Here is a 25,306-nt window from a genome sequence, read left to right as displayed (position 1 = left end):
AAAACCACGTTGTTAGTGGTCATTTTTCACAAAAACGACTCTTTACGTCCATTCTTTCCTATGTGATCATCAATCCCAATAACGGTGATAATGCGCGGGCGCCGGCACGCCCTTGGACCAACCTGGAGAGGCACGTCCAATGGCCCCCTCCCAATCCGTCGACCCCAAATTCGCCGACCACCGCTATGGCGTTTGGCTGATCGGTGCCCGCGGTTCGGTGGCCACCACCGCGATCGCCGGAGCGGCCGCACTGCGCCACACGTTGGCCGACGACACCGGACTCGTCACTCGGACACCGGGATTCCCCCAACACGCGCTCCCCGACGTCGCGCGGCTGGTGTTCGGTGGCCACGAGCACGGCGCGGGGGCGGGCACCACCCTGACGAAACGGGCCGAGCACCTGGCCCGAGCCGGCGTGCTGCCACCGGATCTTCCGGCCGCGATCCGCGCCGACCTCGAGGACGCCGACGCGAACATCGTCGACGGCGTCGCCCGCGGACACGGTCAGGAGCACCCGAGCGACGGGCTGGACCGCCTGCGAGACGACATCGGCCGTTTCGCGCGGGAGCGGGGGCTGCGCGACGTCGTGGTCATCAACCTGGCCTCGACCGAACCCCCCACCCCCCAACGCCCGGAGTTCGCCAGTCTGGACGCGCTCACGGCGGCGACGCGTTCGGGCGCGCACGTCCTACCCGCCAGCGCGCGGTACGCGCACGCGGCCTTCTCCGCCGGTTTCGGCTACGTCAACTTCACACCGTCGGTCGGTGCCGGGATCCCAGCCCTGGCCGAACTCGCGGCGCGTAACCACGTTCCCTATGCCGGCAGCGACGGCAAGACCGGCGAGACATTGCTCAAATCCGTACTCGCCCCTATGTTCGCCTCCCGCCACCTACGGGTTCGGTCGTGGTCGGGCACCAACCTCCTCGGCGGCGGTGACGGCGCGAGTCTCGCCGACCCTGAGACCGCGGCGAGCAAGTTGGCGTCCAAGGGCGGCCTCGTCTCGTCCTTGCTCGGATACCCGGTCGACGCCCCGCTGCACATCGACCACGTGGCCGATCTGGGCGAATGGAAGACCGCGTGGGACCACATCTCCTTCGCCGGATTCCTCGGTGCCTCGATGTCGCTGCAGTTCACCTGGCAGGGCCTGGACTCGGCCCTCGCGGCGCCCCTGGTGCTGGACCTGGCCCGCCTCATGGTCGCCGCGAACGCCCACGGACGATCAGGCCCGGTCCCCGAGCTCGCCTATTTCTTCAAGGACCCGATCGACACCTCCGTGCACGACCTCGCGACGCAGGCCACGATGGTTCGCCAGTTCGCCGAACGGCTCGGATCCACGCCCGGGAGGGCCCGATGAGACCACGCGACCTCCTGTCCCTCGTGCGCGCTCCGGCGGCTCTGTCCGTGCCCGGAGACGTCCTCGCCGGCGCCGCCGCGGCGGGTTTCCCCTATGGGCGGCGCACCGTCGCCGCGGCCGGCGCGTCGGTCTGCCTGTACTGGGCGGGCATGGCGCTCAACGACTACGCCGACCGGGAGCTGGACGCCGAGGAACGCCCGGAGCGCCCCATCCCCTCAGGCCGGGTCACGCCCGGCCAGGCGCTCATGACCGCCTCGGTCCTCACCGCGACCGGACTCGGCTTGGCGTCCGCCGCCGGTGGACGTCGCGCCCTGGGCGTCGCCGCCCCGTTGGCCGCGACGGTGTGGGCCTACGACCTCGCGCTCAAGCCCACGGTCCTTGGGCCCGTGGCGATGGCCACGGCGCGCGGCCTGGACGTCGCCATGGGCGCCGGCGCGGAACGTTCGGCGCTCCGGGCGGTCGCGCTGCCCGCGGCGTGTATGGCCGCCCACACGTTCGCGGTCACGGGGCTCAGCCGCGACGAGGTGTCGGGAACCACTTCCAACCGGGTCCTCGCTCCCCTGGCCACGACGGGCGCCGTCACCTCGGCCGTACTCTGGCGCTCCGGCCGACCACGCCGATCCGAGGTGGGTGACGTACGTGGCCGGGTGACCGCGGTCGGGCTCGCCCTCGGATACGCGGCGACGACGGGCCGCCCGCTGCTCGACGCGATGCGCCGTCCCACCCCCCAACGGGTACGCACAGCCGTCGGGGCCGGGATCCTCGCGATGATGCCGCTCCAGGCGGCGCTGGCCGCCGGGTCGGGCGCCTACCGTGGCGCGCTCGGACTCGTGGGGGCCCACCCCCTGGCCCGCCGTCTCGCCCGCCGCGTGTCTCCCACGTGAGCGGCGTCGCGCGAACCGGGCTCCGCCTCGGTTACGGCACCAACGGATTCACCAACCACCGACTGGACGAGGCCGTCCGCGTCCTCGCCGACCTCGGGTATGACGGGGTCGCCCTCACCCCCGACACCTGCCACCTGGATCCCTACGCGCCCGCGCTGTCCCGACGCGTCGGCGCGTTCGCCCGCCTGGTGGACCAGCTCGGCTTGGACGTGACCGTGGAGACGGGTGCGCGCTACGTCCTCGACCCGCGGCACAAGCACTCCCCCACCCTCCTCGACGAGGATCCGGAGCCGCGCCTGGACTACCTCTCACGGTGTGCCAGCATCGCGGCGGACCTCGGGGCCCCCACTCTGTCGATCTGGAGCGGCACCGCCGCGCCCGGCATCCCCACCGACGTTCTCTGGCGACGCCTGACCACGAACTGCCGACGCCTCCTGGACCAGGTGCGACCCACCGGGTTGTGGGTCGGGTTCGAGCCGGAGCCCGGCATGTTCGTCGAACGCGTCAGCGACTACCTGACGCTGCGCGACCGCCTGGGACGCCCGCCGGGGTTCGGGATCACGCTCGACATCGGCCACTGCCTGTGCGTGGAGACGCGCACACCCCACGACTGCGTCCACGCCGTGGGTGGGGACCTGGTCGCGGTGCAGATCGAGGACATGCGTCGCGGCGTGCACGAGCATCTCGAGCCGGGACACGGCGAACTCGACTTCCCTCCGGTGCTCTCCGCGCTCCACGACCTCGGCTATCGGGGCCTCGTCGGCGTGGAGCTGCCCCGCCACGTGCACGCCGCACCGGCGGTCGCGGAGCGTGCCCAGCGATTCCTACGCACGAAGGAGGCCCATGCGCGAGACTGATCCCGTTCTCCGACCCCTGCGGCACGCACTCTCCACGTCGGCGGCCCAGTGGTTGGACACGGCCCTGGACTCGGTGCGCGCCGCGCCCTCCCGCGGGTTGGCGGCGTCCTTCCCCGCGGCGGCGCGGCACTGCGGAACGGCGCCCCTGGCGTCGCTGCCCGGGTGGACGGTCGCCGACGCGGCACGCCTTGCCCTGCTGGACGCGGTGGACTCCCCCTCGCTCTCCCAGGAGGTCGCCGAGGTCTACCGTTACGGCGACGCCGGGGAGAAACGGTCGGTCCTGCGGTGTCTGGATCCCCTGGCACCACGTCTGGGCACAACGGCGCTGCCGCTCGTCCACGACGCGCTGCGCGGAAACGACACCACGCTGGTCGCCGCCGCGGTGGGCGACTACGCGGCCCGCCACCTCGACCCTCCCGCCTATCGACACGCGGTCCTCAAGTGTCTGTTCACCGGGGTCGACCTCGCGAACGTGAGCGGGCTCGACGCGCGCGCCGACGCGGAGATGACCCGCATGGTGGGCGACTTCGCCATCGAACGAGTCGCGGCGGGGCGCGACGTTCCCCGGGGCGCGATCCACCTGATCGTGGGTTCGCCCAGCCAGGTGGATCGGATCCGGGCCGAACTGCGCTCCACCGACGCCCACCGGGCCGCGGCCGCGCGGAGAGCTCTCGAGGTCCTCGACGCGAAGGAGAACTGATGCGCATCTTCGACCCACACATCCACATGACGTCCCGAACCACGGACGACTACCGGGCGATGGCCGGCGCCGGGGTTCGCGCCTTGGTCGAGCCCGCGTTCTGGCTCGGCCAGCCCCGCACGAGCGTCGGCAGCTTCACCGACTACTTCGACGGGCTCGTGGGGTGGGAACCGTTCCGAGCGTCCCAGTTCGGCATCGCACACCACGCGACGATCGCTCTCAACCCCAAGGAGGCCAACGACCCGCGGTGCCGCGAGGTGCTGGACGTCCTGCCGCGCTACCTCGCCAAGGACGGTGTCGTGGCCGTCGGCGAGGTGGGGTACGACTCCATGACCCCGGACGAGGACGAGGTGTTCGCGCGCCAGCTCCAGCTCGCCCGGGAACACGGCCTCCCCGCTCTCGTCCACACCCCCCATCGGGACAAGGCGGCGGGGACACGCCGCACCTTGGACGTCGTCGCGGAGTCGGGACTGGCTCCGGAACTGGTCGTGGTCGACCACCTCAACGAGGTGACGATCAGACCCGTCGCCGACAGTGGGTGCTGGATGGGGTTCTCCATCTACCCGGACACGAAGATGGACCCCCGGCGGATGGTGCGTCTGCTCACGGAGTACGGCACGGAACGGATACTGGTCAACTCGGCCGCGGACTGGGGGCACAGCGATCCGCTGACGACCGTGCACACCGCGCGCGCCATGTTCGACGCGGGGTTCGACACCGACGACGTGGACCGGGTGCTGTGGCGTAACCCGGTGGAGTTCTACGGCCAGAGTGGACGGCTGCGCCTGGAAGTGGACCCCGGCGGCGAATCGACGTCCGAGACCTTCGCCGGCAACTCGCTGCGCCGTGGTGCCCCGGTGGACGCGGGTGAGCGATGAGGTTCCGTCACGCGGACGGAAGCCTGGTCCACCTGGCCTACTGTGCGAACGTTCATCCGGCCGAGACGCTCGCGGGGATCCGCGAACGACTGTCCGCCGTGGCCGTGCCAGCGCGGAGGCGGCTGGGGGCGGGCCGGATCGGGGTCGGGCTGTGGCTGCCCCGTGGCGTCGCCCGGACACTGGACGGCGACCCGGCGGCGCTCTCCGACCTCCGCGACTGGCTGACGGACAACGGCATCGAGGTGGTGACTCTCAACGGGTTTCCCTACCAGGGCTTCGGCGACGACGTCGTGAAGACGGCGGTCTACCGACCCGACTGGTCCACACGGGCGCGTCTGGACTACACACTCGAGCTCGCGCGGATCCTGGGCCACCTGCTGCCCGAGGACGCCGTCGACGGCAGTGTCTCGACCCTGCCGCTGGGATGGGCCGACTGGTGGGAGCCACAGCGCACCGTGCTCAGTCGCGGCCACCTGTCGCGCCTGGCCGACGGCCTGTCGCGCGTCCGCGACGACACCGGGCGCCGGATCCGGGTCGGCTTCGAACCCGAGCCGGGCTGTGTGGTGGAGACCAGTGGGGACGTGGCCGGACCTCTCGCCGCCGCGATCGCCTCGGGCGTCCATCCCCGGCATCGCGACACCCTGGGCGTGTGTCTGGACACCTGCCATCTCGCGGTCGCCTTCGAGGATCCCGCCGAGGCGCTGGGGCGATTGCGCCAGGTGAGGCTACCCCTGGTGAAGTTGCAGGCCTCGGCCGCGCTTCACGTCGACCATCCTCACTCCGCGGACACGCGGGCGGCCCTGTCCCGATTCGCGGAGCCACGTTTCCTGCACCAGACGCGCTACCCCGCCGCCCCCGGCGATCCGGCGCCGATCGGGGGGACCCACGACCTGCCCGAAGCGCTGGCCCTCCTGGACCGGGCGGACCCTCCCGACGGCCCCTGGCGCGTCCACTTCCACATGCCGCTGCACGGCGAGCCGCCGGGCGGGCTGCGCACCACCCGCGACGTCCTGGCCTCCACGCTCTCTGAGGTGTTGGGCGGACCGACGGCGTTGGTGCGCCACGTGGAGGTCGAGACCTACACCTGGCCGGTTCTCCCGGCCGAGCGTGCCGGTGAGGAGTCGCCCGACGACACCCTCGCCGCGGGTATCGCCGGGGAGCTGGCGTGGACCCGCGAACATCTGATCCGCCTCGGACTCACGGAGGAGCCTTGAGCGACCACGGCACCACGCCCCTCGTCGTCATCGACGTCGTCGGCCTGACGCCACGCCTGCTGCGGCACATGCCACGTCTCTCCGCCTTGGCGGCGGCCGGGTTCCAGGCCGAGCTGGAACCCACCGTGCCCGCGGTGACCTGCTCCATGCAGTCCACACTCCTCACCGGGACCCCGCCCCGGGACCACGGCTCCGTCGCCAACGGCTGGTACTTCCGCGAACTGGGCGAGGTCCACCTCTGGAGACAGCACAACCGCCTGGTGGGGGGCGAGAAGGTGTGGGAGACCGCCCGCCGCGCCCTGGGCGGGGACCCCCGCGGGGGCGACGACACCTACACCGTCGCCAACGTGTGTTGGTGGTACGCGATGGGGGCCAGCGCCGACTGGACGATCACCCCGCGGCCCATCTACTACGCCGACGGCAAGAAGGAGCCCGACTGCTACACCTACCCGCCCGCACTGCACGAGGAGCTCACGGCGGAGCTGGGCGGCTTCCCGCTGTTCAACTACTGGGGACCGACGGCCGGCCTCGCCTCCACGGAGTGGCTCGTCGGGGCGGCCCGCGCTCTGCTCCGAGACAAGCGCCCCGACCTGACCCTGGTGTACCTGCCGCACCTGGACTACGACCTCCAGCGCTACGGCCCGGACGACCCTCGAGCCGCGCGGGCCGCCGCCGACCTGGACCAGGCCATGGCCCCGCTACTGATGGCGGCGAAGGAGCGCGGCGCGACGACCGTGGCCCTCAGCGAGTACGGCATCACCCCGGCCCGCCGCCCCGTGGACGTCAACCGGGCGCTCCGTCACGCGGGGCTGCTGGAGGTCTACAGCCAGGACGAGATGGAGTACCTCGACCCGTGGACGTCGCGCGCGTTCGCGGTCGCCGACCACCAGATCGCCCACGTCTACGTCCGGGAACCCGAGGACCTGGCCCGCGCCCGCGAGGTACTGGAGCGCCTGGACGGCGTGGACCAGGTACTGGACCGCCGTGACCAGGCCGAGATCGGACTGGACCACGCGCGGTCCGGCGAGTTGGTCGTGCTGGCCGAACGCGAGGCCTGGTTCACCTACTACTACTGGTTGGACGACCACTACGCGCCGGACTTCGCGAAACTGGTGGAGATCCACCGCAAACCCGGCTTCGACCCCGCGGAACTGTTCATGGACCCCGACGACCCGCTCGTGAAGGTCCGCGCCGCCACCGCCCTGGCCCGCAAGAAGTCCGGGATGCGCTACACGATGAACGTCATCCCCCTGAACGGCCGCCAGGTCCGTGGGACGCACGGCCTCACCCCGCCGGACCCCGAGAACGGTCCCGTCCTCCTCAGCGACGCCCCCGACGCGGCCGTCCCCCGGATCCACGCGACCGACGTCAAGGAGCTCCTGTTGCGGTTGGCCGGCGCCGACGTGTCGAGCGCACGAAAATCAGAGCGACTCTAGTGTGAGCACGAGGGCACGATCGAGTTCCGCCAGCTCTTCCCCGACAAGCGTTCCTTTGAACTCCCCGAGACGGCTGTCTCTGGACCATAAACGCGCGACCGGTGCTCGTTGACGTCAGCGCGACGATTATCGAACTCGTGGCGAATCGGTCGGACTGGGTCACCACCGCATATCGGTGCCCCGACTGTTCATTTCCCCGCGCCCCGGGAGAGGCTCTTGATCTCATGGACCGCCCGACGAAAGATCAATCCGACACACCCATGAACCGCTCGATGGCGAGCATCTCCGCACGGTCGTCAGGATCGGCTTCGAGTCGTTCGGCGTCGCTCTGGGCCCGCTCGATCAAGACCTCACGGTACGTCCGAAGATCCGCGTACCGCACGGCCTCCGATCGACTTCCACATCTGTCCGTCAGCGTGTCCAGCGCCTTCTCCATCGTCTCCCGTCCGCACGTTTGGACTTCCCACGACATGTGCGAATGACGTTCTGTCATACGCGCCCTTCGGTTCGCCCGATGCGGCGCGGGGGAACCTCAACTCCCGATCGCGCCGTACATCTCCTCCCAGGCGTGCAGCTTGACCCGTTCGCCCCGTTCCAGGCTCTCCCCGAGGGCGCGTTCCGCGGTGTCGATGTCCTGCCAGTCGCTGTAGCTCACCGTTCGGGCTCCGCGTTGGTCGAGGATGTCCTCGACCGGGACGCGTGGGCCGGTGTCGAGGTCGGGGAGGTCCGACAGGAGCGAGCGGACGGTCGCGGCGGCGTCGGACTTGTTCGTGCCGATCACGCCGGTCGCCCCGCGCTTGATCCAACCGGCGACGTAGACCCCCCGCAGTGGGGTGCCCTCCGGCGTCACCACGCGGCCCTCGTCGTTGGGGACGGTGCGCGACGCGGTGTCGAAGGGGACGTCGGGCAGCCCCACACCCATGTAGCCGATCGAGCGAAAAACCATGCCGACGTCCAACACCTCAGGCGCTCCGGCGGGGCGTAGCCGCCCCTCGTCGTCGAGCTCGGTGGGTTCGATCTCCAGGCCGGACACACGGTCCGCCCCCAGGAGCCGGACGGGGCGGCGCCAGAACGTGAACTCAACGCTCCGGGGTCGTTCGGCGCGAGGCCGGTCCGCCCACTCCCGGAGGTACTTCAGGTTGGTCCGGGCCGCTCGCGCGGCGGTGGCCACGGCCTCGGAGTTGGGGTCGATGTCCACCTGTGCCGGGTCGACCACCACGTCGGCGTTCTCCAGGCGCCCGATGTCGCGGAGCTCGGGCGCGGTGAAGCGGGCCTGCAGCGGACCCCGGCGCGCCACGAGGTGGACGCGCCGCACCTTGCTCGCCCGCAGCACCTCGAGCATCGGTTCGGGTATGTCGGTGTGACGCAGCTCGTCCACGGACTTGGCGAGGATCCGTACGACGTCGAGGGCCACGTTGCCCGCGCCCACCACCGCGACCTCCTCGGAGTCGAGGAGGAACCGACTCGCGTCCATGTCGGGATGGGCGCAGTACCAGTTGACGAAGTCGGTCGCGGCCACACTGCCGGCGAGGTCCTCACCGGGAACTCCCAGCCGTCGGTCGACACTGGCTCCGGTGGAGAACACGACCGCGTGGTAGGCGCGCCGGAGATCGTCCAGCGCGAGGTCGCGGCCGAACTCGACTCCGCCGAGGAAGCGCACGTTGGGGTGTTCCAGGGACCGGCGCAGCGTGCCCGCCACACCTTTGATCTTGGTGTGGTCGGGTGCCACACCGTAACGGACGAGACCGTAGGGAGCCGGGAGTCGGTCGAGCACGTCGACCGTCACCGGCTGCGATTCTTGACGGGTCAGGGCCTCAGCCGTGTAGATGCCGGCTGGACCCGATCCGATCACTGCGATCCGGAGCGTTTCGGGAGGGGCCATTACGCCATTGTGGCGTATGGACCGTCCCCACGTCTCGCTTCACCCTCGCGGACGCCGCGCGCTGCCGGCCGTCGAGGGCCCGGTACACGCCCGCCGGCGGCCCGGTCCGAGCGCGCGGGACCGTTGGTCGCACGCCCTGCGACGTCAGGCCGGTTCCTGCACCGGGTCCGACGCGCGTTTGGCGACGGCGGCGGTGAGATCCCGCGCCAAGTCCTGGGGACTGAGCCCCTGCTCGGCCAGGATCTCCGCACGGTCTCCATGGCGCAGGAACTCCTGCTCGACACCGAAGGTTCGCACGGCGACGTCGAGGTCCCGCTCGCGCACCGCCCGGGCGACGGCGTCGCCGACGCCCCCGGCGCGGCCGCTGTCCTCGACCACCGCGAGCACACGGTGCCGCTCCGCCTCCCGCAGCAGCGCGGGGTTGACCGGCTTCACCCACCGGGGGTCGACCACCGTGACACCGATGCCCTGCTGGGCCAGACGTTCGGCGACGTCGCGGCAAAGGCCCGCCATCGGCCCCACCGCGACCAGGAGGAGGTCCTTGTCCAGCTCGGCCGTCGTGGGATCGTGCAGGATGTCCAGGCCGTCGCGGTGCTCCAGGGTCGGCACCTCGGCCGGGACCGAGCCGGTGGGGTAGCGCAGCGCCGTGGGGCCGTCGTCCACGGCCACGGCCTCGCGCAGGAGCTCCCGCATCCGCGGCTCGTCGCGGGGCACCGCCACCGCGAGGCCCGGCACCAGATTGAGGATGGACAGGTCCCACATCCCGTGGTGGCTCGCTCCGTCCGGGCCGGTGACCCCGGCACGGTCCAGACAGAACGTGACCGCCGTACGGTGCAGGGCGACGTCCATGAGGACCTGGTCGAACGCGCGGTTCAGGAAGGTGGAGTAGACCGCGACCACGGGGTGGAGTCCGCCCATGGCGAGGCCCGCGGCGGAGGTCGCCGCGTGCTGTTCGGCGATGCCGACGTCGAAGCAGCGGTTCGGGTACGCCTCGGCGAAAGCGTCGAGTCCGGTCGGGTAGAGCATCGCCGCGGTGATCGCCACGACGTCGGAACGTTCCGCCCCGACCTCCACCATCTCCTCACGGAACACCGACGTCCACTTGGGTCGCGACGGTCCGGAGGAGGCGCCCGTGGGCGCGGCGGCCCGCACGGCGTGGAACTGGTCCTCCTCGTGGTTCTCCGCCGGTGGGTGACCTTTGCCCTTCTGGGTGATGCAGTGCACGATCACCGGCCCGCCGAAGGCCTTGGCCCGGCGCAGCGCGCTCTCGACGGCGGCGGTGTCGTGTCCGTTGATCGGGCCGACGTACTTCAGGCCGAGGTCCTCGAACATGACCTGCGGCTGGATCGCGTCCTTGAGCCCCTTCTTGATGCCGTGGAGCGCGTCGTAGAGGGGTTGGCCGACCAGGGGGGTACGGTGCAGACTCGCCTTGACGACACCGAGTGCCTGCTCGTAGGCAGGCGTCATGCGCACCGAGGCGAGATGGTCGGCCAGACCGCCGATGGTCGGCGAGTAGGAGCGGCCGTTGTCGTTGACCACGATGACCAGGCGACGGTCCTGCCCGGCGGCGATGTTGTTCAACGCCTCCCACGCCATACCGCCGGTGAGGGCCCCGTCGCCGATGACGGCCACGGCCGTGGAGTCGCCGCGGCCCCGCACGGCGTTGGCCTTGGCGTAGCCGTCGGCGTAGGACAGCGCGGTGGAGGCGTGGGAGTTCTCCACCATGTCGTGCTCGGACTCCTCACGCGAGGGGTAGCCGGAGAGGCCACCGCTCTGGCGCAGGTCCGAGAAGTCCTGGCGCCCGGTGAGGAGCTTGTGGACATAGGACTGGTGTCCGGTGTCGAAGAACACGGGGTCGTCGGGAGAGTCGAAGACCCGGTGCAGGGCCACGGTGAGCTCGACGACCCCGAGGTTTGGTCCCAGGTGGCCTCCGGTGCGGGTCACCTCGCGGACGAGGAACTCGCGAATCTCCCGCGCCAGCCGTGGAAGCTGTGCGGGATGGAGCTTCTTGAGGTCGTCGGGGTGGTTGATCGACTCAAGCAGCGTCAACTCGTGTCAGTCCTCTCGCCAGCGGACGGGCACCGCACCACCGCGGGCCCGCAGACCGCCTCCCGAACCGGGAGCGGTCTAGGGGTCGGTCTTTTGAGTGTAGGTGTCACGTGCCCTCACCGGGACGTCGGCCGGCGCGTCACGTCCGCGTCGCCCTGAGGGGTGGGACGCGACAGGGCGTCGTCCGGTTCACCGAGCCAGTGGCGCATTCGTGTCATCTCCTCGGCGATGGCGTCGACACTCCAGTGGGCGTTGAGGCCACTGGGGCTCGGCAGGACCCAGACCGGGACGTCCTCGATCCTGAGGTCCTGACGGCCCACGCCCGCCCCGGGCCGGGCGAAGGTGGTCCGAAACGCGGTGATGCCGAGGACCGCGAGCAGCCGGGGACGGTACTCGCGGAGTTTGCGGCGCAGGATCTCCCCACCGAGCGCGAAGTCCTCGGCCGTGAGCTCGTCGGCGCGCGCCGTCGCGCGACGTGCGATGTTGGTCACGCCCAAGCCCCACTGGAGCAGGCGGTCCTGCTCCTCGGGACGGAGCAACCGAGGGGTGAGCCCCGAACGGTACAGCGCCGGCCAGAACCGGTTTCCGGGCCGCGCGAAATGGTGACCGGTATGGGCCGAGTAGAGCCCGGGGTTGATGCCGCACAGGAGAAAGTCCAGCCCGGGGGCGATCACGTCGGGGATGACGCGGTCGCGGGCCCGCTCCAGCTCCTCGGCGGTGGGTCGTGCCATGGGGGCCAGGATAGGGCCGATGGAGCCCTGTGCCGCGCGCCCGCCCCCGACCCGTTCGGCGCGGGCGGCTCCCTCAGAGAAGCGCCTGCGCCAACAGGGAGACACCGGCGACGGTGACGACCACCAGAAGTGGGACACGAAGACGGTTCCCGCTGAGCACGTGGCGCAGGGGACGTGCGACGAGGAATCCGACGACGAGGAACGGGACGAAGAACACGCCGGTCACCACCTGGTCGGGCGGCAATTGCCCGCCGGCCCACAGGCCGACGATCGACATGAGGCAACCGATGATGAAGTACACGCTGAGCGTGGCGCGGACGCGGGAGGCGTCGGCGTGTTGGTACACCAGCGCCATGGGCGGACCGCCGATGGAGGTCGCCGTCCCGGTGGTACCGGAGATCACGCCGGCGACGGTCAGGCTGACGGGAGTGGCCCGAACGCTGGTGGCGAGGAGGGACACCACGACGGCGATGAGAACCATCACGCCGACGCCCGCGGCCAGCAGTTGGGGAGAGACCGTGGCCACCACCCCGACGCCCAGGGCGACCCCGACGATGCGGGCCGGCACCGCCCAGGCGAGCCCGCGCCAGTCCACGAACCGGTACTCCGCCCCGACCGTGAGCAGCGGAAGCACTGTCAACGGCACGAGGAGAGCGCCCGGCAGGAGCGTGGGATCGAGGAAGGCGACGACGGGCGCGGCCACGAGGCCGAGACCGAGACCGACTCCGCTCTGCACGACGGCCCCGAGCAGGACGGCGGTCCCGGCGATCAGGACGATGCTGGGGTCCACCACGGGGCGTCACGCTACAGTACGGCGCCCTCCGGCCTGTCGCGCAGGTGCCGGTCGGGCGGGTGCGACATCCTGGTTCCGCGCTGTCCTCGGTCAACACGACCGGTGGTGACCAACGGCCCCGTTGGGCGTCCGGTATGGGAGGTTCGATGCAGGAGAACACGACGGGTTTCGACGAGACCGCGCCGCACGTCGTGACCGTGGAGCAGCGGACGACGGCCGTGATCCACGGCCGGGTACCCGCGGCGGAGTTGGTCGCGTTCTACGACCGATCGTTCCCCGCGCTCGCCGCCGCGCTCGAGCGTCAGGGGGTGGCCATCACGGGCCCGGCGTTCGCCGCCTACGACGGTCCCGAGACGGAGCCGATGGACCTCACCCTCGGGTTCATGACCGACCGCGCGGTGGCCCCGGACGGCGACGTCGTTCCTGGATCGCTCCCCGCCGGACGGGTCGTCCGGGTGGTGCACCGGGGCGACTACAGCGAACTCGGGGCGACGTGGGAGGAGCTGGCGTCCTGGATCCAGACCAGCGGCCACACCCCGGCCGCGCTCGGCTGGGAGGTGTACGTCACCGAGCCGCGGCCGGATATGGACCCCCACGACCTGCGCACCGAACTCAACTGGCTGCTCGCCGACTGACCGGGCCCCGGCCGGAACCGCGTCTCGCGAGCGGGGCCCGACACCGCTAGCCGGTTGCCGGCCGCGCCTACCCGCCGCGGGCGTGGACCCGTCGGCTGCGTCGGGTCATCGCGTCGAGGACGACGGCGACCAGAAGCACCACCGCGGTGATCATGAAACGGACCGAGGCCGACATCTGCATCAGGAAGAGCCCCGCGGTGATCGCCTGGATGACGAGCATGCCGAGCAACGCCGAGTACGCGCTTCCCCGCCCGCCGAACAGACTCGTCCCGCCGATGACCGCGGCGGCGATGGCGAACATCAGGACTTCGTCACCGCCGGTCTGTTGGCTGACGGCGTTGTTGCGCGACACGATCATGACGCCGCCGATCGCGGCCAGGGTGGAGGAGAGCGTGAAGCAGCTAATGCGCACGAGATCCACGTTGATGCCAGCGCGACGCGCGGCCTCGGCGTTGCCGCCGACCGCGAACACCATTCGTCCGTAGCGGGTTCGCCGCAGCACGATGTCGAAGACGACCACGAACCCCACGAAGATGAGGAACGCGAGAGGCACCCCGTTCCAAAGGTTCAGGACGTAGACCCCTCCGAGGACCGGAACGGCCAGGACGGTCGTGCGCAGGGCGACATCGGCCGCGGAACGCGCCTCGAGGCCGGCGTGGACGCGGCGCCATTCGCCGTACACGGTCGCCGCGAGGAAGACGAGGACGGCGGCCACACCGATCGCCCACCCGTAGGCGGGGGTGAAGTAGGTCTTGGTGAGGCTGGCGATCAGGCCGTCACGGGGAATGTTGATCGTGCCCTCGGCCCCGAGGATGTAGAGGTGGGCTCCCTTCCAGCCGAGTAGGCCGGCCAGGGTGACCACGAACGCGGGGACACCGAGTTTGGCGAAGACGGTGCCGTGCAGGGCGCCGATCGCCGCCCCGACGACGACGGCGAGGATGATCCCGGCGAGGTCGGACAGTCCCATATTGACGGTGAGCACGGCCAGGACCGCGCCGGACACTCCGGCGAGCGAACCGATGGACAGGTCGATCTCGCCGAGCAACAGCACCATGATGACGCCTGAGGACAGGAGTCCGTAGCCCACGAGCTGCACGGCGATGTTGGAGATGTTCTGGGGGGTGAGGAAGGAGCTGTTCAGGTACTGGAAGACGACGGCGATGACGGCCAGCCCCGCGATGACGGGAAGCGGCCCCAGTTCCCCGCCACGGATCCGGTGCACCAACGACGCCGCGATCCCGCCCACCGCGCCGTGGTCGCGCACCAGACGGGGATCGGCCGCGCGCCCCGAGCCGTTGGCGGGGGTGGACTGGATCTCCGATGTCATTGGCCCTCCTCTGCGATCTGGCCCCTGGGCGGCCTGCGGGTGACCACGTCGTCACCGGCTCCGGTGATCGCCGCGACGATCTCCTCGTAGTTGGTGTCGTCCAGGGCGAAGTCGCCACCGTTGCGGCCCAGGCGCAGCACGACGGCGCGATCGGCCACCGCCCGCACGTCCGCCATGTTGTGGCTGATGAGGATGATTCCGAGCCCCCGGTCCCGCATCCGCTCGATCAGGTCGAGCACCTGGGCCGTCTGTGCCACTCCGAGTGCCGCGGTCGGCTCGTCGAGCAACACGACCTCCGGCTCGCCCAACAGGGATCGAGCGATGGCGATGATCTGGCGTTGTCCACCAGACAGGGAGGCGACGGGCACGCGCAGGCTCGGGATCCGCACCGACAACGAGTCCAGGAGTTCGGCGGCGCGGCGTTCCATCTCCAGCTCGTCCAGGAGGCCGGCCGTCGTGTGCTCCGTTCCGAGGAAGAGGTTCGCCACGATGTCGAGGTTGTCGCAGAGAGCGAGGTCCTGGTAGATGGTGGCGATCCCCAGGTTCTGCGCGTCGCCCGGCTTGGTGATGCGGACGGGACGGCCCTTCCAGAGGACCGTCCCGGTGTCGGCGGGGCTGACGCCGGCGATCGCCTTCACCAGAGTGGACTTCCCCGCGCCGTTGTCTCCGACGAGGGCGACGACCTCCCCGGCGTCGATTCGTAGCGCGACGTCACTCAGCGCCTGGACGGCGCCGAACCGTTTGGAGACTCCGGTGAGTTCCAGGATGGGATGGGGCACGGGAGGCATGCGAGATGGTTCTCCTTCGTCGACCAGGGGTCGCCTGAGGGGGTCACGAACGTGGCGGAGCCTCGGTGGGCTCCGCGGCGGAGCGGACCGCGGCCTAGCCGTTCTCGGCGCAGAAGTCGGTGTCGGCGTAGGCGTCGGCGCAGATGTCCTCGACGGTGTAGAAGCCGTCCTCGACGACGGTGTCCATCACGTTGTCCAGCGTCACGGGGATCGGGTCCAGCAGGACGGCCTGGACGGCGTTGCCTTCGCCGTCCTCGACCTCCGTCATCTCGTGCTCACCGGAGTACTCCTCGCCCGTCGCCAACGCGACCGCCATCTCCGCGGCGGTGTCGGCTTCGGGTCGGATCGCCTTGTAGACGGTCATGTACTGCTCCTCCGCCACGATCCGTTGGATCCCGGCGAGCTCGGCGTCCTGACCGGTGACCGGTGGGAGGTCGGTCACGCCGCCACTCTGCAGGGCGGCGATCGCGCCTCCGGCGAGGCCGTCGTTGGCGGCGTACACGCCCACGATGTCGTCCGCGCCGATGGCGGTGATCGCGGCGTCCATCTGCTCCTGTGCCTGGTCGGGTGACCACTCCGGGGTGTCGTACTCCTGGCCGATGTCGACGGCGTCGGCCAGGACGGAGAGGGCTCCCTCCTTGAAGTTGGAGGCGTTGGGGTCGGTGGGCGACCCGTGCATGACGACGACCTGGCCGTCGTCGACGCTGTCGTCCTCCTCCAGTCGCTCCAAGAGGGCCTCACCCTGGACCTCACCGACACGGACGTTGTCGAAGGAGACGTAGGTGTCCACACCGCCCTCGGCCAACCGGTCGTAGGCGACCACGGGCACGCCTTGGTCCTTGGCCTGTTGCACCATGGTTCCCGCACCCGCGGCGTCGACGGCGTCGAGGACCATGACCTCGATCCCCTCGGTCAACATCGCCTCCACCTGACTTTGTTGCCGGTCGGTGTCCTGGGCGGCGTTCTGGTAGTTGACCTCACAGGCGGGGCACAGGTCGCCGACGGCCTCCTCGAAGTAGGGGTAGTCGAAGGCCTCGTAGCGCGCCGTGTGCTCGTCGGGGAGCAGCAGCCCGATGGTGAAGCCCTCCTCGACGTCGGCGGACGATTCGTCGCCCCCGTCTCCCGTGGTGGTCGCCCCGCAACCGGTGGCGATCATTCCCATGACCGCCACCCCGGCCGCCGCTCCCAGTACCCGCCTGCTCGCCGTTGTGCTCGTGACCACTCTGCTCACCCTCCGCTCGGGCACGGACCGCACCACGAGCGCGGCACCGGGGGTGATGCGCGTCACGTGATGCGCTGGTGGTTCGCAGTCAACTCCCGCCTCAGCTTGAGGTCAAGACTTGAATTCATAACCGTAGAGTCACGGTGAGTACGTTCAATTCTTGAACGCACTAAGACCGCAGGCCCGAGCCACTACGAGCCAACGAGCACGAGTGGCCTGACCTCAGCCCCCGGCGGTGGACGCCAGAGCGAGGGCCAGCGCTCCCCGTAGTGGAGCGTCCCGGACGCTCGCGGCGACGACGCGGAGATCCCGCACCGCGGTACTCAACGCCCCCGAGTTCGAGACTGCGGCGGAGGGGGTCGAGGAGGAGCGCGTCGGTGGCGACGATGTCTCCCCCGACCACCACCAACTGCGGGTTGAGCACGGTCGCCATGATCGCCAGTCCCCGTCCGAGCGCGGCTCCTGCCTCTGCCACGATGCGCCGACTGCCCGGATCGCCGGCATGGGCACCGGCGATCAGATCCGCCACCGTCACCGGGCCTCCGCTGGGCACCATCGACACCAGGGAGGGTGGACCGGCCAGGGTTTCCAGGCACCCCCGGTTGCCGCACCGACACACCTGCCCCCGTTCGTCCAGGGAGATGTGCCCGAACTCCCCGGCGCTTCCCCCCGCTCCGCGCACGAGCTGGCCCGCCACGATGAGACCCGCTCCGACCCCATGGGTGAGCCGCACGTAGAGGACGTGGTCCAACCCCCGCGCCTCGCCCATGCGGTGTTCGGCGAGGGCACACAGGTTGGCGTCGTTCTCCACCGACACGGGCAGGCGAATCCGATCGCCTAACGCCGCGCCGGGTGCGAAGCCCACCCAGCGCGGCATGCAGGACGTCGCCCCCACCTCTCCGGTGGCGAGGTCGACGGGCCCCGGAACCGAGGCCACGACACGCGCGACCGAGGCTCGGTCCAGGCGGGCCGCGTTCAACACGGTCTCCAGCAGCCACGCACCCCGTCGCACTCCCCGCAGCGGGTCCGCGGCGACGTCATAGGGGATGCGCTCCCGGGCGAGGACGCGTTCTCGACCGTCGGCGACGGCGGCCTCGATACAGTCCACCTCGAACGTCACCGCACCCACCGCGCCGGCGGGGCGGACCAGGCTGACCGCGCGGGCACGACGGCCGTTGGCGGACGTCAGCCGGACCGCGACCGTGCCGTTGGCGCGGAGGTCCCGCACGATGTTCGACACGGTGGCGGCGGACAGCCCGGTGGTCCGAGCGATCTGTGCCTGGGTGAGTGTTCCCTCGTCGAGGGCGTCCACGACGCGTTGGCGGTTGGCCGCTCTGAGAGCGGCCTGGGACCCGGGAGTCGCGTCGGTCGGCACCCAGCCTCCTCACAGTGGAGCGTCTTCTCAGGTCCCGATCGTACAAGCCTTGAACGCGAAGCTCTCCCAGCCCGTGTGTCGTCGCACGAAAAACGGTGCGGGACCCAAGGTCCCGCACCGTTTCCCGACGTGTGGAGGCGTCAGCCCTCGTCGTCGTCCATGCCATCCTCAGGGGCCTCCTCGAGGCCGCCGTCGTCCTCGACCGCGGGGTCGTCGACGCCGCCGGCGTCGTCGCAGGCGGCGAGGCCGAAGATGGCGATTCCGGAAATGAAGCCGGTGGCTGCGAGCTTGCGGAGGGTCTCGGCGGTCATAGCTTCTCCAAGTCTCGGCGGACTGTACACGTGTCGGGCGGTGCGCGGGGTCCCGCGCTCCGCCACATCACGGACGGTCATCCGACCCAGGTGTCGATCCTCCGAACGCACGGGCCGAGCCGACGGTGTCGGTCCAGCGCCGGTTGTCCGATCCCGCTCGGCGAACCGCGCACCTGTAGCTGATGCGTCCCAACATTAGGGTCTCATTGGAAAATCCTGAGCGCCAGATGTGAATCCGAAAAAACCTCGATGTCACCGAGGGAGTAGGAACGTCTCACCCCGATGTAACGCTCCCGTCGAACGCACGACGGAATCAGTCGCACCGGACGCGGGACAGGTCACCCGCGACCCCGGGGAGCCGTCCGAGCGAAACGAAAGCGGGGGCACCCCATCGTGATGATGGGGTGCCCCCGCCCGTCGTCGTGACGCCCGCGACTACTTCGTGATCAGTTGACGCAGCACGTAGGGAAGGATCCCGCCGTTGCGGTAGTAGTCCGCCTCGCCGGGGGTGTCGATGCGCACGACGGCGTCGAACGCCACGCCCGTGTCGGTGGAGACCCGGACGGTCTGGGGCACTCGACCCTCGTTCAGCGCGGTGACACCGGTGATCGTGAACGTCTCCTCACCAGTGAGACCCAGTGAGTCCGCCGACTGGCCCGCGGGGAACTGCAACGGCAGCACGCCCATACCGATCAGGTTGGACCGGTGGATCCGCTCGTAGGACTCGGTGATCACCGCACGAACGCCCAACAGGGCCGTTCCCTTGGCCGCCCAGTCCCGTGAGGATCCCGAGCCGTACTCCTTACCCCCCAGGACGACCAGGGGCGTTCCCTGGGCCGCGTAGTTCTGCGCGGCATCGTAGATGAACGACACCGGAGCGTCGTCCTGCGTGAAGTCCCGGGTGTAGCCACCCTCGGTACCCGGCGCGATCTGGTTGCGCAGGCGGATGTTGGCGAAGGTCCCACGGATCATGACTTCGTGGTTGCCACGCCGCGACCCGTAGGAGTTGAAGTCCTTGCGCTCCACTCCGTGCCCGGTGAGGTACTCGGCCGCGGGGGTTCCCGGCTTGATGGCACCGGCCGGGGAGATGTGGTCGGTGGTGACCGAGTCGCCCAGCTTGGCCAGGACGCGGGCACCGGCGATGTCGGTGACCGGGTCCGGGGACTCACCCATGCCGTCGAAGTAGGGAGGCTTGCGGACGTAGGTCGAATCGCCCTCCCACTCGAAGGTGTTGCCCGTCGGCGTGGGCAGCGCCCGCCAGCGGTCGTCGCCAGCGAAGACGTCGGCGTAGGCGGCCTCGTACATGTCCGAGGCGATCGCCGCGTCCATGACCTCCTGGATCTCCTCGGCGGTCGGCCAGATGTCGGCCAGGTAGACCGGCGCACCGTCCTCGCCGACGCCCAGAGGCTCGGTCGTGATGTCGATGTCCATCGACCCGGCCAGCGCGTAGGCGACCACCAGTGGCGGCGAGGCCAGGTAGTTCATCTTCACGTCGGGGTTGATCCGGCCTTCGAAGTTGCGGTTGCCGGACAGGACCGCGGTCACCGCGAGGTCGTTGTCCTGGACCGCCTGGGAGATCGCCTCCGGCAGCGGACCGGAATTGCCGATGCAGGTGGTGCAGCCGTAGCCGACCAGGTTGAAGCCCAGCTTGTCGAGGTAGGGCGTCAGGCCCGACCGCTCGTAGTAGTCGGTGACGACCTTGGAGCCCGGGGCCATGGAGGTCTTGACCCACGGCTTGCGGGACAGCCCCTTCTCCACGGCCTTCTTGGCCAGCAGTGCGGCGCCCAGCATGACCGAGGGGTTGGAGGTGTTGGTGCACGAGGTGATCGCGGCGATCACGACGGCGCCGTGGTCGACCTCGGTCCTGGTGCCGTCGGCCAGGGTGACCTCGACCGGCCGGTGCGGACGCTCACCGTTGGCGCTGTTGGCGGGAGCGTCGGAGGCCGGGAAGGACTCCTTGCCCGCCTCGTCGGCCTCCTCGAAGACGTAGTCCTGAACGTCGTGGCGCCAGGTCGGCTTCGCGGCGGACAGCGCGATGCGGTCCTGGGGGCGCTTCGGGCCGGCGACGGAGGGAACGACCTCGGCGAGGTCGAGCTCCAGGTACTCCGAGAACTGCGGCTCGTTGGCCGGGTCGTGCCAGAAGCCGTTGGCCTTGGCGTAGCTCTCGGTCAGGGCCACCTGCTGCTCGGAGCGGCCGGTGAGACGCATGTACCTGATGGTCTCGTCGTCGATGGGGAAGATCGCCGCGGTGGAGCCGAACTCCGGGCTCATATTGCCGATGGTGGCGCGGTTGGCCAGCGGCACCGAGGAGACACCCTCGCCGTAGAACTCGACGAACTTGCCGACGACACCGTGCTCACGCAGCTTCTCGGTGATGGTCAGCACGAGGTCGGTCGCGGTGGTCCCGGGCGTGAGCTGGCCGGTGAGCTTGAAGCCGACCACGCGCGGGATGAGCATCGAGATCGGCTGGCCGAGCATCGCCGCCTCCGCCTCGATACCGCCAACGCCCCAGCCCAGGATTCCCAGGCCGTTCTGCATCGTGGTGTGGGAGTCGGTGCCGACACAGGTGTCGGGGTAGGCCTGGCCGCCCCGGTCCATCGTGACCCGCGCGAGGTGCTCGATGTTGGCCTGGTGCACGATTCCGGTGCCGGGCGGGACGACCTTGAACTCGTCGAACGCGGTCTGGCCCCAGCGCAGGAACTTGTAGCGCTCGTAGTTGCGCTCGTACTCGATCTCGACGTTGCGCTCGAAGGCGTCGGGACGCCCGAAGAGGTCGACGACGACGGAGTGGTCGATCACCAGCTCGGCGGGGGCCAGCGGGTTGATCTTGTCCGGGTCACCGCCCATGTCGCGGACGGCCTCGCGCATGGTCGCCAGGTCCACCACGCACGGGACCCCGGTGAAGTCCTGCATGATCACCCGCGCAGGGGTGAACTGAATCTCCTGGGTGGGCTCAGCACCCGGATCCCACTGCCCCAGGGCACGGATGTGGTCGGCGGTGATGTTCGCACCGTCCTCCGTGCGCAGCAGGTTTTCCAACAGGACCTTCAGGCTGTAGGGAAGCCGCGCGGAGCCCTCCACAGCGTCGAGTCGGAAGATTTCATACGACGCGTCACCGACGCGGAGCGTGTCCCGACTGCCGAAGCTGTTCACAGACACGGTCATCGCCTCCCCAGTTCGCCACTTCGTTCCGGATTTCCTGGTGGGCAGCACAGGACGCGGACCCACCATCTCCAGTGTCTTGACGTCAAGCTATCGGACATGTATCTCGACATCAAGTTACTGTTGAGTAATACGGCTGGTTCACTCCGACTCAGAGCTGTGGAGCGACCGCCGAGGCGATCAGCTCCAGATGGTCGAGATCGGAAAGGTCCAGCACTTGCAGATAGATCCGCTCCGCCCCGATCTCGGCGAAGCTGCCCAGCTTGTCGACGATCTCGGCGGGGCTGCCCGTCAGCCCGTTCTCCTTCAGCTCGTCCACCTCCCGCCCGATGGCGGCGGCCCGGCGCGCGACCTCGGCGTCGTCCTTGCCGCAGCACACCACCTGCGCCGCGGAGTAGGTCATCGGGGTGGTGCGCCCCGCCGCCCGCACGGCGTCGCGCGTTCGACCGAAGGCGGCCTCGGTCTCCTCCGCGCTGCTGAACGGCACGTTGAACTCGTCGGCGTAGGCCGCCGCGAGGCGAGGGGTGCGACGGGGACCCTTCCCGCCGATGAGCACGGGGGGAGGGCTCTGGGCCGGCTTGGGCAGGCCCGGAGAGTCGGTGAGCTGGTAGTGCTCGCCGGCGTGGTCGAAGCGCTCGCCGACGGGCGTCCGCCATAGACCGGTGATGACGGCGAGCTGCTCCTCGAAGCGGTCGAACCGGTCTCGTGGCGAGGTCGGGAACGGGATCCCGTAGGCGGAGTGTTCCTCCTCGTACCAGCCCGCCCCCAGCCCGAACTCAACCCGTCCCCCGCTCATCTGGTCGACCTGGGCGACGCTGATGGCCAACGTCCCGGGGTGCCGGAAGGTCGCCGCGGTCATGAGCGTGCCGAGACGGATGGTGGACGTCTCCCGGGCGATACCGGCCAGGGTGATCCACGCGTCGGTCGGCCCAGGGAGCCCGCCGCCCCCACCCATCCTCAGATAGTGGTCGGACCGAAAGAAGGCGTCGAACCGAAGTTCCTCCGCGGCCTTGGCCACGGAGAGCAGCGTGTCGTAGCTCGCCCCCTGCTGGGGTTCGGTGAAGATCCGCAGTCGCATGTGCCCATCCTGCCAGCTCTCGTCCCCGGCCCGACTCAAGGGCGGGCCAAGGGACCGGCGGGAAGTCGACGCACCGGTGACGCGCGCGCCGGTCCGGCGGTGCCGTGGACTACTCCCTGACCAGCTCGGCCAAGCACTCCACGTGATGCGTCATGGGGAAAGCGTCGAAGGCCCGGAGCTGGTTCAGGCGGAACCCTGACTTCGCGAAGGCGGCCAGGTCACGGGCCAGGGTCGCGGGGTCACAGGAGACGTAGGCGACGCGGCGCGCGCCCACGGCGCTCAGTCCGGCGACCACGGCGGAACCAGCACCGGCACGCGGCGGGTCGAGGACCGCGGTGGTCGTCGACCCCCGCAGGTCGGCCCAACCGCGCAGCCGCGACGCGGCGTCGCCCACCTCGACCTGGACGTTGGGCAGGTCACGCAGGTTGCGTTCGGCGTCGCGCACCGCCTGGGGGTCACGCTCGACCGCGAGGACCCGTCCCTCCGGGCCGACGGCCTCGGCCAGCGCGCCGGCGAAGAGCCCCGCGCCGCAGTAGAGGTCCAGGGCGGCCTCTCCCGGCTTGGGCTCCAGCGCGGCGAGCACGGCCTCGCTGAGCACGCCGGCCGCGCCGGGGTGTCCCTGCCAGAACCCGCCAGCGCTGATCCGCCATTCCCGCCCACCGACGTGTTCTCGCACGCCCCGGCGACCGCGCACCTGTTGTGTGCGTCCGCCCTTGAACCGGCGCAGCACGGCCGAGGAGGTCTCGAGCTGGGGCAGAGTGGGCAGCTTCGCGCCTTCGGGGGTCACCACCACGGCGCGGTCCGCGGTGGTGGCCGACGCCGTCGCCTCGATCTCGCGGATCCCGGGCCAGGGCAGTCGGGTGACACCGAGTTCCCGGACGCCCGAGTGGGCGATCAGGCAGTCGTCGACGGTCTGGACGTCGTGGGATCGGTGCCGTCGGAAGCCGGCGCGCCCCTCGGCGTTGACGGCGTAGCGCACGCGGGTACGCCAGCCCAATCCGTCGTCGGCTCCCGGGATCTCCTCGACCTCGAACTCCGGTAGCTGGATCCCGGCGATCCGGCGTAGCTGTTCGGTGACGACACGCGCCTTGATCCTGCGCTGCTCGGCCAGTGAGGCGTGCTGCCAGTCACAGCCTCCGCACCGACCGGGACCGGCGTAGGGGCAGGGAGGGGTAACACGCTCGGGCGAGGGGTCGACGACCTCGACCACGTCCGCGCGGAGAAAGCGCGCGGTCTCCTCGGTGACCCGCACACGGACCCGCTCGCCGGGGAGGGCGTGTCGGACGAAGACGACCTGCTGCTCGATCCGGCCGACGCACCAGCCACCGTGGGCAACCCCGTCGACCGCGAGCTCCAGCTCGGTGCCCACCTTGCTCAACTGAACCTCCCCTAGGACAGCCCGCGCACCGGGCCGCCGCCACTCTAGCCGAGCTCACCACGACTGGTGCCACGACGAGGACGCCACCGCCGCGACCCTCTGTCCCCACGGTCAGTGTTCACTTACCGGATCGCCGTATGTGACGGGAAACGGCACTGATCTCGGGATGGATGGGGAAGACTCCCGACGACGCGCGGTCGGAAACGGTGGGGTTGATGGAAACATTCATCATGGGCGTGACGATCGGCATCGCCGCGGTCGTCCTCGTGATCCTCAGTATCATCGGCTTCCTGATCGACGCGACCGAGTACCTGATGGGCTGCGGCGTCATCCTCATCACCGGGATCATCGTCACCGGCTGCATCGTCGCCACCATGTAGCGGCTAGCGAATCTGGGCTCCCAGGTCCCCGCTACCGGTGGTGTCACCCATGGGAGTGCGGTTGCGCGACAACAGCCACACCATCGCGGCGAACCCCGCGACCTGAAGTGGCCAGCCCAACACGATCTTGCTGGTCCCCAGTGCCGCGAAGGCGGCGTCCGAGGCCCCCGCCGCGGCGTAGAGCGGCGCCTGGATGGCGACCCGGATCACGCACGGAATCACCAACAGCCAGGTCAGGCGGGAGCACAACCGCAGTACGTGGGGGTTGGCGCGCCAACTGCTCAGGTCGCCCGTGATCCCGGCGATGATCATTCCGACCGCCGGCCAGCGAACGAGAATGCTGATCACCAACACGACCGCGTAGATCGAGTTGTAGATGATGCCGGGGAGGAACGCGGCCTCGGCCTCACCGCTGACCGAGGCGAACACCGAGGCGATGGCGATCCCGACCAGGCTGTTGAACACGAACTGCGGGGAGCCACGTTGCGCCAGGCGGAGCACGGCCAGAGCGCCGGCGGCGACGAGACCGAGCCCGATCGCCCACTCCAGGGCTGGGTTCTCCAGAACACCCAGGCTCGGAACCCCCGGGCGGTCGCGCAGCAACAGGTAGCTGACCGTGAACAACACCGTGGGTACCGCTGCCTCGGCCATGCCCCGCTTCCCGCCGAGGGCCTTGGCGAGTTGGGCGCGGATGACCTGCTCCACGGTGCCTTCGGTGACGCTCGGGCGCTCGGCGCCGTCGTCGTCCCGCCGCTGTTCGGGCATGCGTCTCCTCATCTGGTGGACCCCTCCGATCCAGCCTAGGGCAACGACGACGTCCCCGTTGAGTGTTCGTCCGCGTGGCACCGATCGTCCCCGCCCGCGTCCGAACC

The 25,306-nt window shown here is 70.1% G+C and carries 24 protein-coding genes; 10 read left to right on the top strand and 14 right to left on the bottom strand.

Features of this window, described 5'->3' with window-relative positions; translation table 11 throughout:
* The first annotated feature begins 139 nt into the window (after positions 1-139).
* The 7 genes from J4H86_RS00680 to J4H86_RS00650 are packed head-to-tail and all read left to right on the top strand — an operon-like array spanning position 140 to position 7,323.
* Positions 140-1,354 carry an inositol-3-phosphate synthase gene (locus J4H86_RS00680; RefSeq protein ID WP_236541255.1) on the top strand — a complete coding sequence of 405 codons (1,215 nt, stop codon included), beginning with the start codon at positions 140-142 and terminating at the stop codon, positions 1,352-1,354.
* A complete protein-coding gene (locus tag J4H86_RS00675; protein WP_236541254.1) occupies positions 1,351-2,238 on the top strand; it encodes an SCO3242 family prenyltransferase in 888 nt (295 codons plus the stop codon). The genes J4H86_RS00680 and J4H86_RS00675 overlap by 4 nt, the downstream gene beginning before the upstream one ends.
* Positions 2,235-3,095: a sugar phosphate isomerase/epimerase family protein gene (locus tag J4H86_RS00670; RefSeq protein WP_236541253.1), complete on the top strand. Its 861-nt coding sequence runs from the start codon at positions 2,235-2,237 to the stop codon at positions 3,093-3,095. Before J4H86_RS00675 ends, J4H86_RS00670 begins: the two co-directional genes overlap by 4 nt.
* Entirely contained in the window at positions 3,082-3,795 is a 714-nt protein-coding gene (locus J4H86_RS00665) for an EboA domain-containing protein (RefSeq protein ID WP_236541252.1), read from the top strand. Before J4H86_RS00670 ends, J4H86_RS00665 begins: the two co-directional genes overlap by 14 nt.
* Positions 3,795-4,673, top strand: a complete 879-nt coding sequence (locus J4H86_RS00660; protein ID WP_236541251.1) for a TatD family hydrolase — start codon at positions 3,795-3,797, stop codon at positions 4,671-4,673. The genes J4H86_RS00665 and J4H86_RS00660 overlap by 1 nt, the downstream gene beginning before the upstream one ends.
* Positions 4,670-5,887: a metabolite traffic protein EboE gene (eboE, locus tag J4H86_RS00655; RefSeq protein WP_236541250.1), complete on the top strand. Its 1,218-nt coding sequence runs from the start codon at positions 4,670-4,672 to the stop codon at positions 5,885-5,887. Before J4H86_RS00660 ends, eboE begins: the two co-directional genes overlap by 4 nt.
* On the top strand, positions 5,884-7,323 hold the full coding sequence (locus J4H86_RS00650) for an alkaline phosphatase family protein (protein WP_269134512.1): 1,440 nt from the start codon (positions 5,884-5,886) through the stop codon (positions 7,321-7,323). The genes eboE and J4H86_RS00650 overlap by 4 nt, the downstream gene beginning before the upstream one ends.
* A gap of 244 nt (positions 7,324-7,567) precedes the next feature.
* Here the strand turns inward: J4H86_RS00650 and J4H86_RS00645 are convergent, their stop codons facing one another.
* The 5 genes from J4H86_RS00645 to J4H86_RS00625 all read right to left on the bottom strand — a co-directional run bounded on the left by J4H86_RS00645 (position 7,568) and on the right by J4H86_RS00625 (position 12,778).
* Positions 7,568-7,759 (bottom strand): hypothetical protein, encoded by a 192-nt coding sequence (locus tag J4H86_RS00645; protein ID WP_236541249.1) that lies wholly within the window; start codon positions 7,757-7,759, stop codon positions 7,568-7,570.
* A gap of 96 nt (positions 7,760-7,855) precedes the next feature.
* Positions 7,856-9,205 carry an FAD-dependent oxidoreductase gene (locus tag J4H86_RS00640; protein ID WP_236541248.1) on the bottom strand — a complete coding sequence of 450 codons (1,350 nt, stop codon included), beginning with the start codon at positions 9,203-9,205 and terminating at the stop codon, positions 7,856-7,858.
* Positions 9,206-9,349: 144 nt separating this feature from the next.
* A complete protein-coding gene (gene dxs, locus J4H86_RS00635; RefSeq protein ID WP_236541247.1) occupies positions 9,350-11,254 on the bottom strand; it encodes a 1-deoxy-D-xylulose-5-phosphate synthase in 1,905 nt (634 codons plus the stop codon).
* A 116-nt stretch (positions 11,255-11,370) separates the two neighbouring features.
* Positions 11,371-11,985, bottom strand: coding sequence for a G/U mismatch-specific DNA glycosylase (gene mug, locus J4H86_RS00630; RefSeq protein ID WP_236541246.1), 615 nt, complete (start codon positions 11,983-11,985; stop codon positions 11,371-11,373).
* Positions 11,986-12,058: 73 nt separating this feature from the next.
* Positions 12,059-12,778, bottom strand: coding sequence for a sulfite exporter TauE/SafE family protein (locus J4H86_RS00625; protein ID WP_236541245.1), 720 nt, complete (start codon positions 12,776-12,778; stop codon positions 12,059-12,061).
* A gap of 146 nt (positions 12,779-12,924) precedes the next feature.
* On the opposite strand from J4H86_RS00625, the gene J4H86_RS00620 reads away from it, so the two are divergent.
* Positions 12,925-13,413 (top strand): GyrI-like domain-containing protein, encoded by a 489-nt coding sequence (locus J4H86_RS00620; protein ID WP_236541244.1) that lies wholly within the window; start codon positions 12,925-12,927, stop codon positions 13,411-13,413.
* Between the two features lie 67 nt (positions 13,414-13,480).
* On the opposite strand, the gene J4H86_RS00615 is transcribed toward J4H86_RS00620, so the two are convergent.
* The 3 genes from J4H86_RS00615 to J4H86_RS00605 form a co-directional block, all read right to left on the bottom strand.
* Positions 13,481-14,740 (bottom strand): sugar ABC transporter permease, encoded by a 1,260-nt coding sequence (locus tag J4H86_RS00615; protein WP_236541243.1) that lies wholly within the window; start codon positions 14,738-14,740, stop codon positions 13,481-13,483.
* A complete protein-coding gene (locus J4H86_RS00610) occupies positions 14,737-15,519 on the bottom strand; it encodes an ATP-binding cassette domain-containing protein (protein WP_236543842.1) in 783 nt (260 codons plus the stop codon). Before J4H86_RS00610 ends, J4H86_RS00615 begins: the two co-directional genes overlap by 4 nt.
* A gap of 103 nt (positions 15,520-15,622) precedes the next feature.
* A complete protein-coding gene (locus J4H86_RS00605) occupies positions 15,623-16,690 on the bottom strand; it encodes a sugar ABC transporter substrate-binding protein (RefSeq protein WP_236541242.1) in 1,068 nt (355 codons plus the stop codon).
* Here J4H86_RS00605 and J4H86_RS27195 point away from each other — a divergent pair.
* Positions 16,689-16,820, top strand: a complete 132-nt coding sequence (locus tag J4H86_RS27195) for a hypothetical protein (RefSeq protein WP_269134510.1) — start codon at positions 16,689-16,691, stop codon at positions 16,818-16,820. The genes J4H86_RS00605 and J4H86_RS27195 overlap by 2 nt on opposite strands.
* Positions 16,821-16,919: 99 nt before the next feature.
* On the opposite strand, the gene J4H86_RS00600 is transcribed toward J4H86_RS27195, so the two are convergent.
* The 5 genes from J4H86_RS00600 to J4H86_RS00580 all read right to left on the bottom strand — a co-directional run bounded on the left by J4H86_RS00600 (position 16,920) and on the right by J4H86_RS00580 (position 24,054).
* Entirely contained in the window at positions 16,920-18,125 is a 1,206-nt protein-coding gene (locus J4H86_RS00600; RefSeq protein WP_330932466.1) for an ROK family transcriptional regulator, read from the bottom strand.
* Between the two features lie 140 nt (positions 18,126-18,265).
* The gene (locus J4H86_RS00595; protein ID WP_236541241.1) at positions 18,266-18,436 is read right to left on the bottom strand and encodes a hypothetical protein; all 171 of its coding nucleotides are present in this window, start codon (positions 18,434-18,436) and stop codon (positions 18,266-18,268) included.
* Between the two features lie 435 nt (positions 18,437-18,871).
* Positions 18,872-21,595 (bottom strand): aconitate hydratase AcnA, encoded by a 2,724-nt coding sequence (gene acnA, locus J4H86_RS00590; protein ID WP_330932530.1) that lies wholly within the window; start codon positions 21,593-21,595, stop codon positions 18,872-18,874.
* Positions 21,596-21,749: 154 nt separating this feature from the next.
* Positions 21,750-22,676: an LLM class F420-dependent oxidoreductase gene (locus J4H86_RS00585; protein ID WP_236541239.1), complete on the bottom strand. Its 927-nt coding sequence runs from the start codon at positions 22,674-22,676 to the stop codon at positions 21,750-21,752.
* A gap of 109 nt (positions 22,677-22,785) precedes the next feature.
* Positions 22,786-24,054 (bottom strand): class I SAM-dependent RNA methyltransferase, encoded by a 1,269-nt coding sequence (locus J4H86_RS00580; RefSeq protein ID WP_236541238.1) that lies wholly within the window; start codon positions 24,052-24,054, stop codon positions 22,786-22,788.
* A 215-nt stretch (positions 24,055-24,269) separates the two neighbouring features.
* Between J4H86_RS00580 and J4H86_RS00575 the strand changes: the two genes are divergently transcribed.
* Positions 24,270-24,434, top strand: coding sequence for a hypothetical protein (locus J4H86_RS00575; protein ID WP_236541237.1), 165 nt, complete (start codon positions 24,270-24,272; stop codon positions 24,432-24,434).
* A 3-nt stretch (positions 24,435-24,437) separates the two neighbouring features.
* On the opposite strand, the gene J4H86_RS00570 is transcribed toward J4H86_RS00575, so the two are convergent.
* On the bottom strand, positions 24,438-25,199 hold the full coding sequence (locus tag J4H86_RS00570) for a DUF3159 domain-containing protein (RefSeq protein ID WP_236541236.1): 762 nt from the start codon (positions 25,197-25,199) through the stop codon (positions 24,438-24,440).
* Positions 25,200-25,306: the final 107 nt, after the last annotated feature.

This window comes from Spiractinospora alimapuensis (genome assembly GCF_018437505.1).
Classification (GTDB): domain Bacteria; phylum Actinomycetota; class Actinomycetes; order Streptosporangiales; family Streptosporangiaceae; genus Spiractinospora; species Spiractinospora alimapuensis.
Note: the sequence above shows the minus strand (reverse complement) of the source record. Positions and strands in the feature narration are given on the sequence as shown.

Coding starts and splice junctions, on each gene's coding strand:
- J4H86_RS00620 (WP_236541244.1), top strand. CDS start 12,925: ATGCAGGAGAACACGACGGGTTTCGACGAGACCGCGCCGCACGTCGTG.
- J4H86_RS00575 (WP_236541237.1), top strand. CDS start 24,270: ATGGAAACATTCATCATGGGCGTGACGATCGGCATCGCCGCGGTCGTC.
- eboE (WP_236541250.1), top strand. CDS start 4,670: ATGAGGTTCCGTCACGCGGACGGAAGCCTGGTCCACCTGGCCTACTGT.
- J4H86_RS27195 (WP_269134510.1), top strand. CDS start 16,689: ATGACCGCCACCCCGGCCGCCGCTCCCAGTACCCGCCTGCTCGCCGTT.
- J4H86_RS00640 (WP_236541248.1), bottom strand. CDS start 9,205: ATGGCCCCTCCCGAAACGCTCCGGATCGCAGTGATCGGATCGGGTCCA.
- mug (WP_236541246.1), bottom strand. CDS start 11,985: ATGGCACGACCCACCGCCGAGGAGCTGGAGCGGGCCCGCGACCGCGTC.
- J4H86_RS00660 (WP_236541251.1), top strand. CDS start 3,795: ATGCGCATCTTCGACCCACACATCCACATGACGTCCCGAACCACGGAC.
- J4H86_RS00585 (WP_236541239.1), bottom strand. CDS start 22,676: ATGCGACTGCGGATCTTCACCGAACCCCAGCAGGGGGCGAGCTACGAC.
- J4H86_RS00680 (WP_236541255.1), top strand. CDS start 140: ATGGCCCCCTCCCAATCCGTCGACCCCAAATTCGCCGACCACCGCTAT.
- J4H86_RS00675 (WP_236541254.1), top strand. CDS start 1,351: ATGAGACCACGCGACCTCCTGTCCCTCGTGCGCGCTCCGGCGGCTCTG.
- J4H86_RS00570 (WP_236541236.1), bottom strand. CDS start 25,199: ATGCCCGAACAGCGGCGGGACGACGACGGCGCCGAGCGCCCGAGCGTC.
- J4H86_RS00595 (WP_236541241.1), bottom strand. CDS start 18,436: ATGACCGCCGAGACCCTCCGCAAGCTCGCAGCCACCGGCTTCATTTCC.
- J4H86_RS00665 (WP_236541252.1), top strand. CDS start 3,082: ATGCGCGAGACTGATCCCGTTCTCCGACCCCTGCGGCACGCACTCTCC.
- J4H86_RS00615 (WP_236541243.1), bottom strand. CDS start 14,740: ATGACATCGGAGATCCAGTCCACCCCCGCCAACGGCTCGGGGCGCGCG.
- J4H86_RS00645 (WP_236541249.1), bottom strand. CDS start 7,759: ATGGAGAAGGCGCTGGACACGCTGACGGACAGATGTGGAAGTCGATCG.
- J4H86_RS00605 (WP_236541242.1), bottom strand. CDS start 16,690: ATGGGAATGATCGCCACCGGTTGCGGGGCGACCACCACGGGAGACGGG.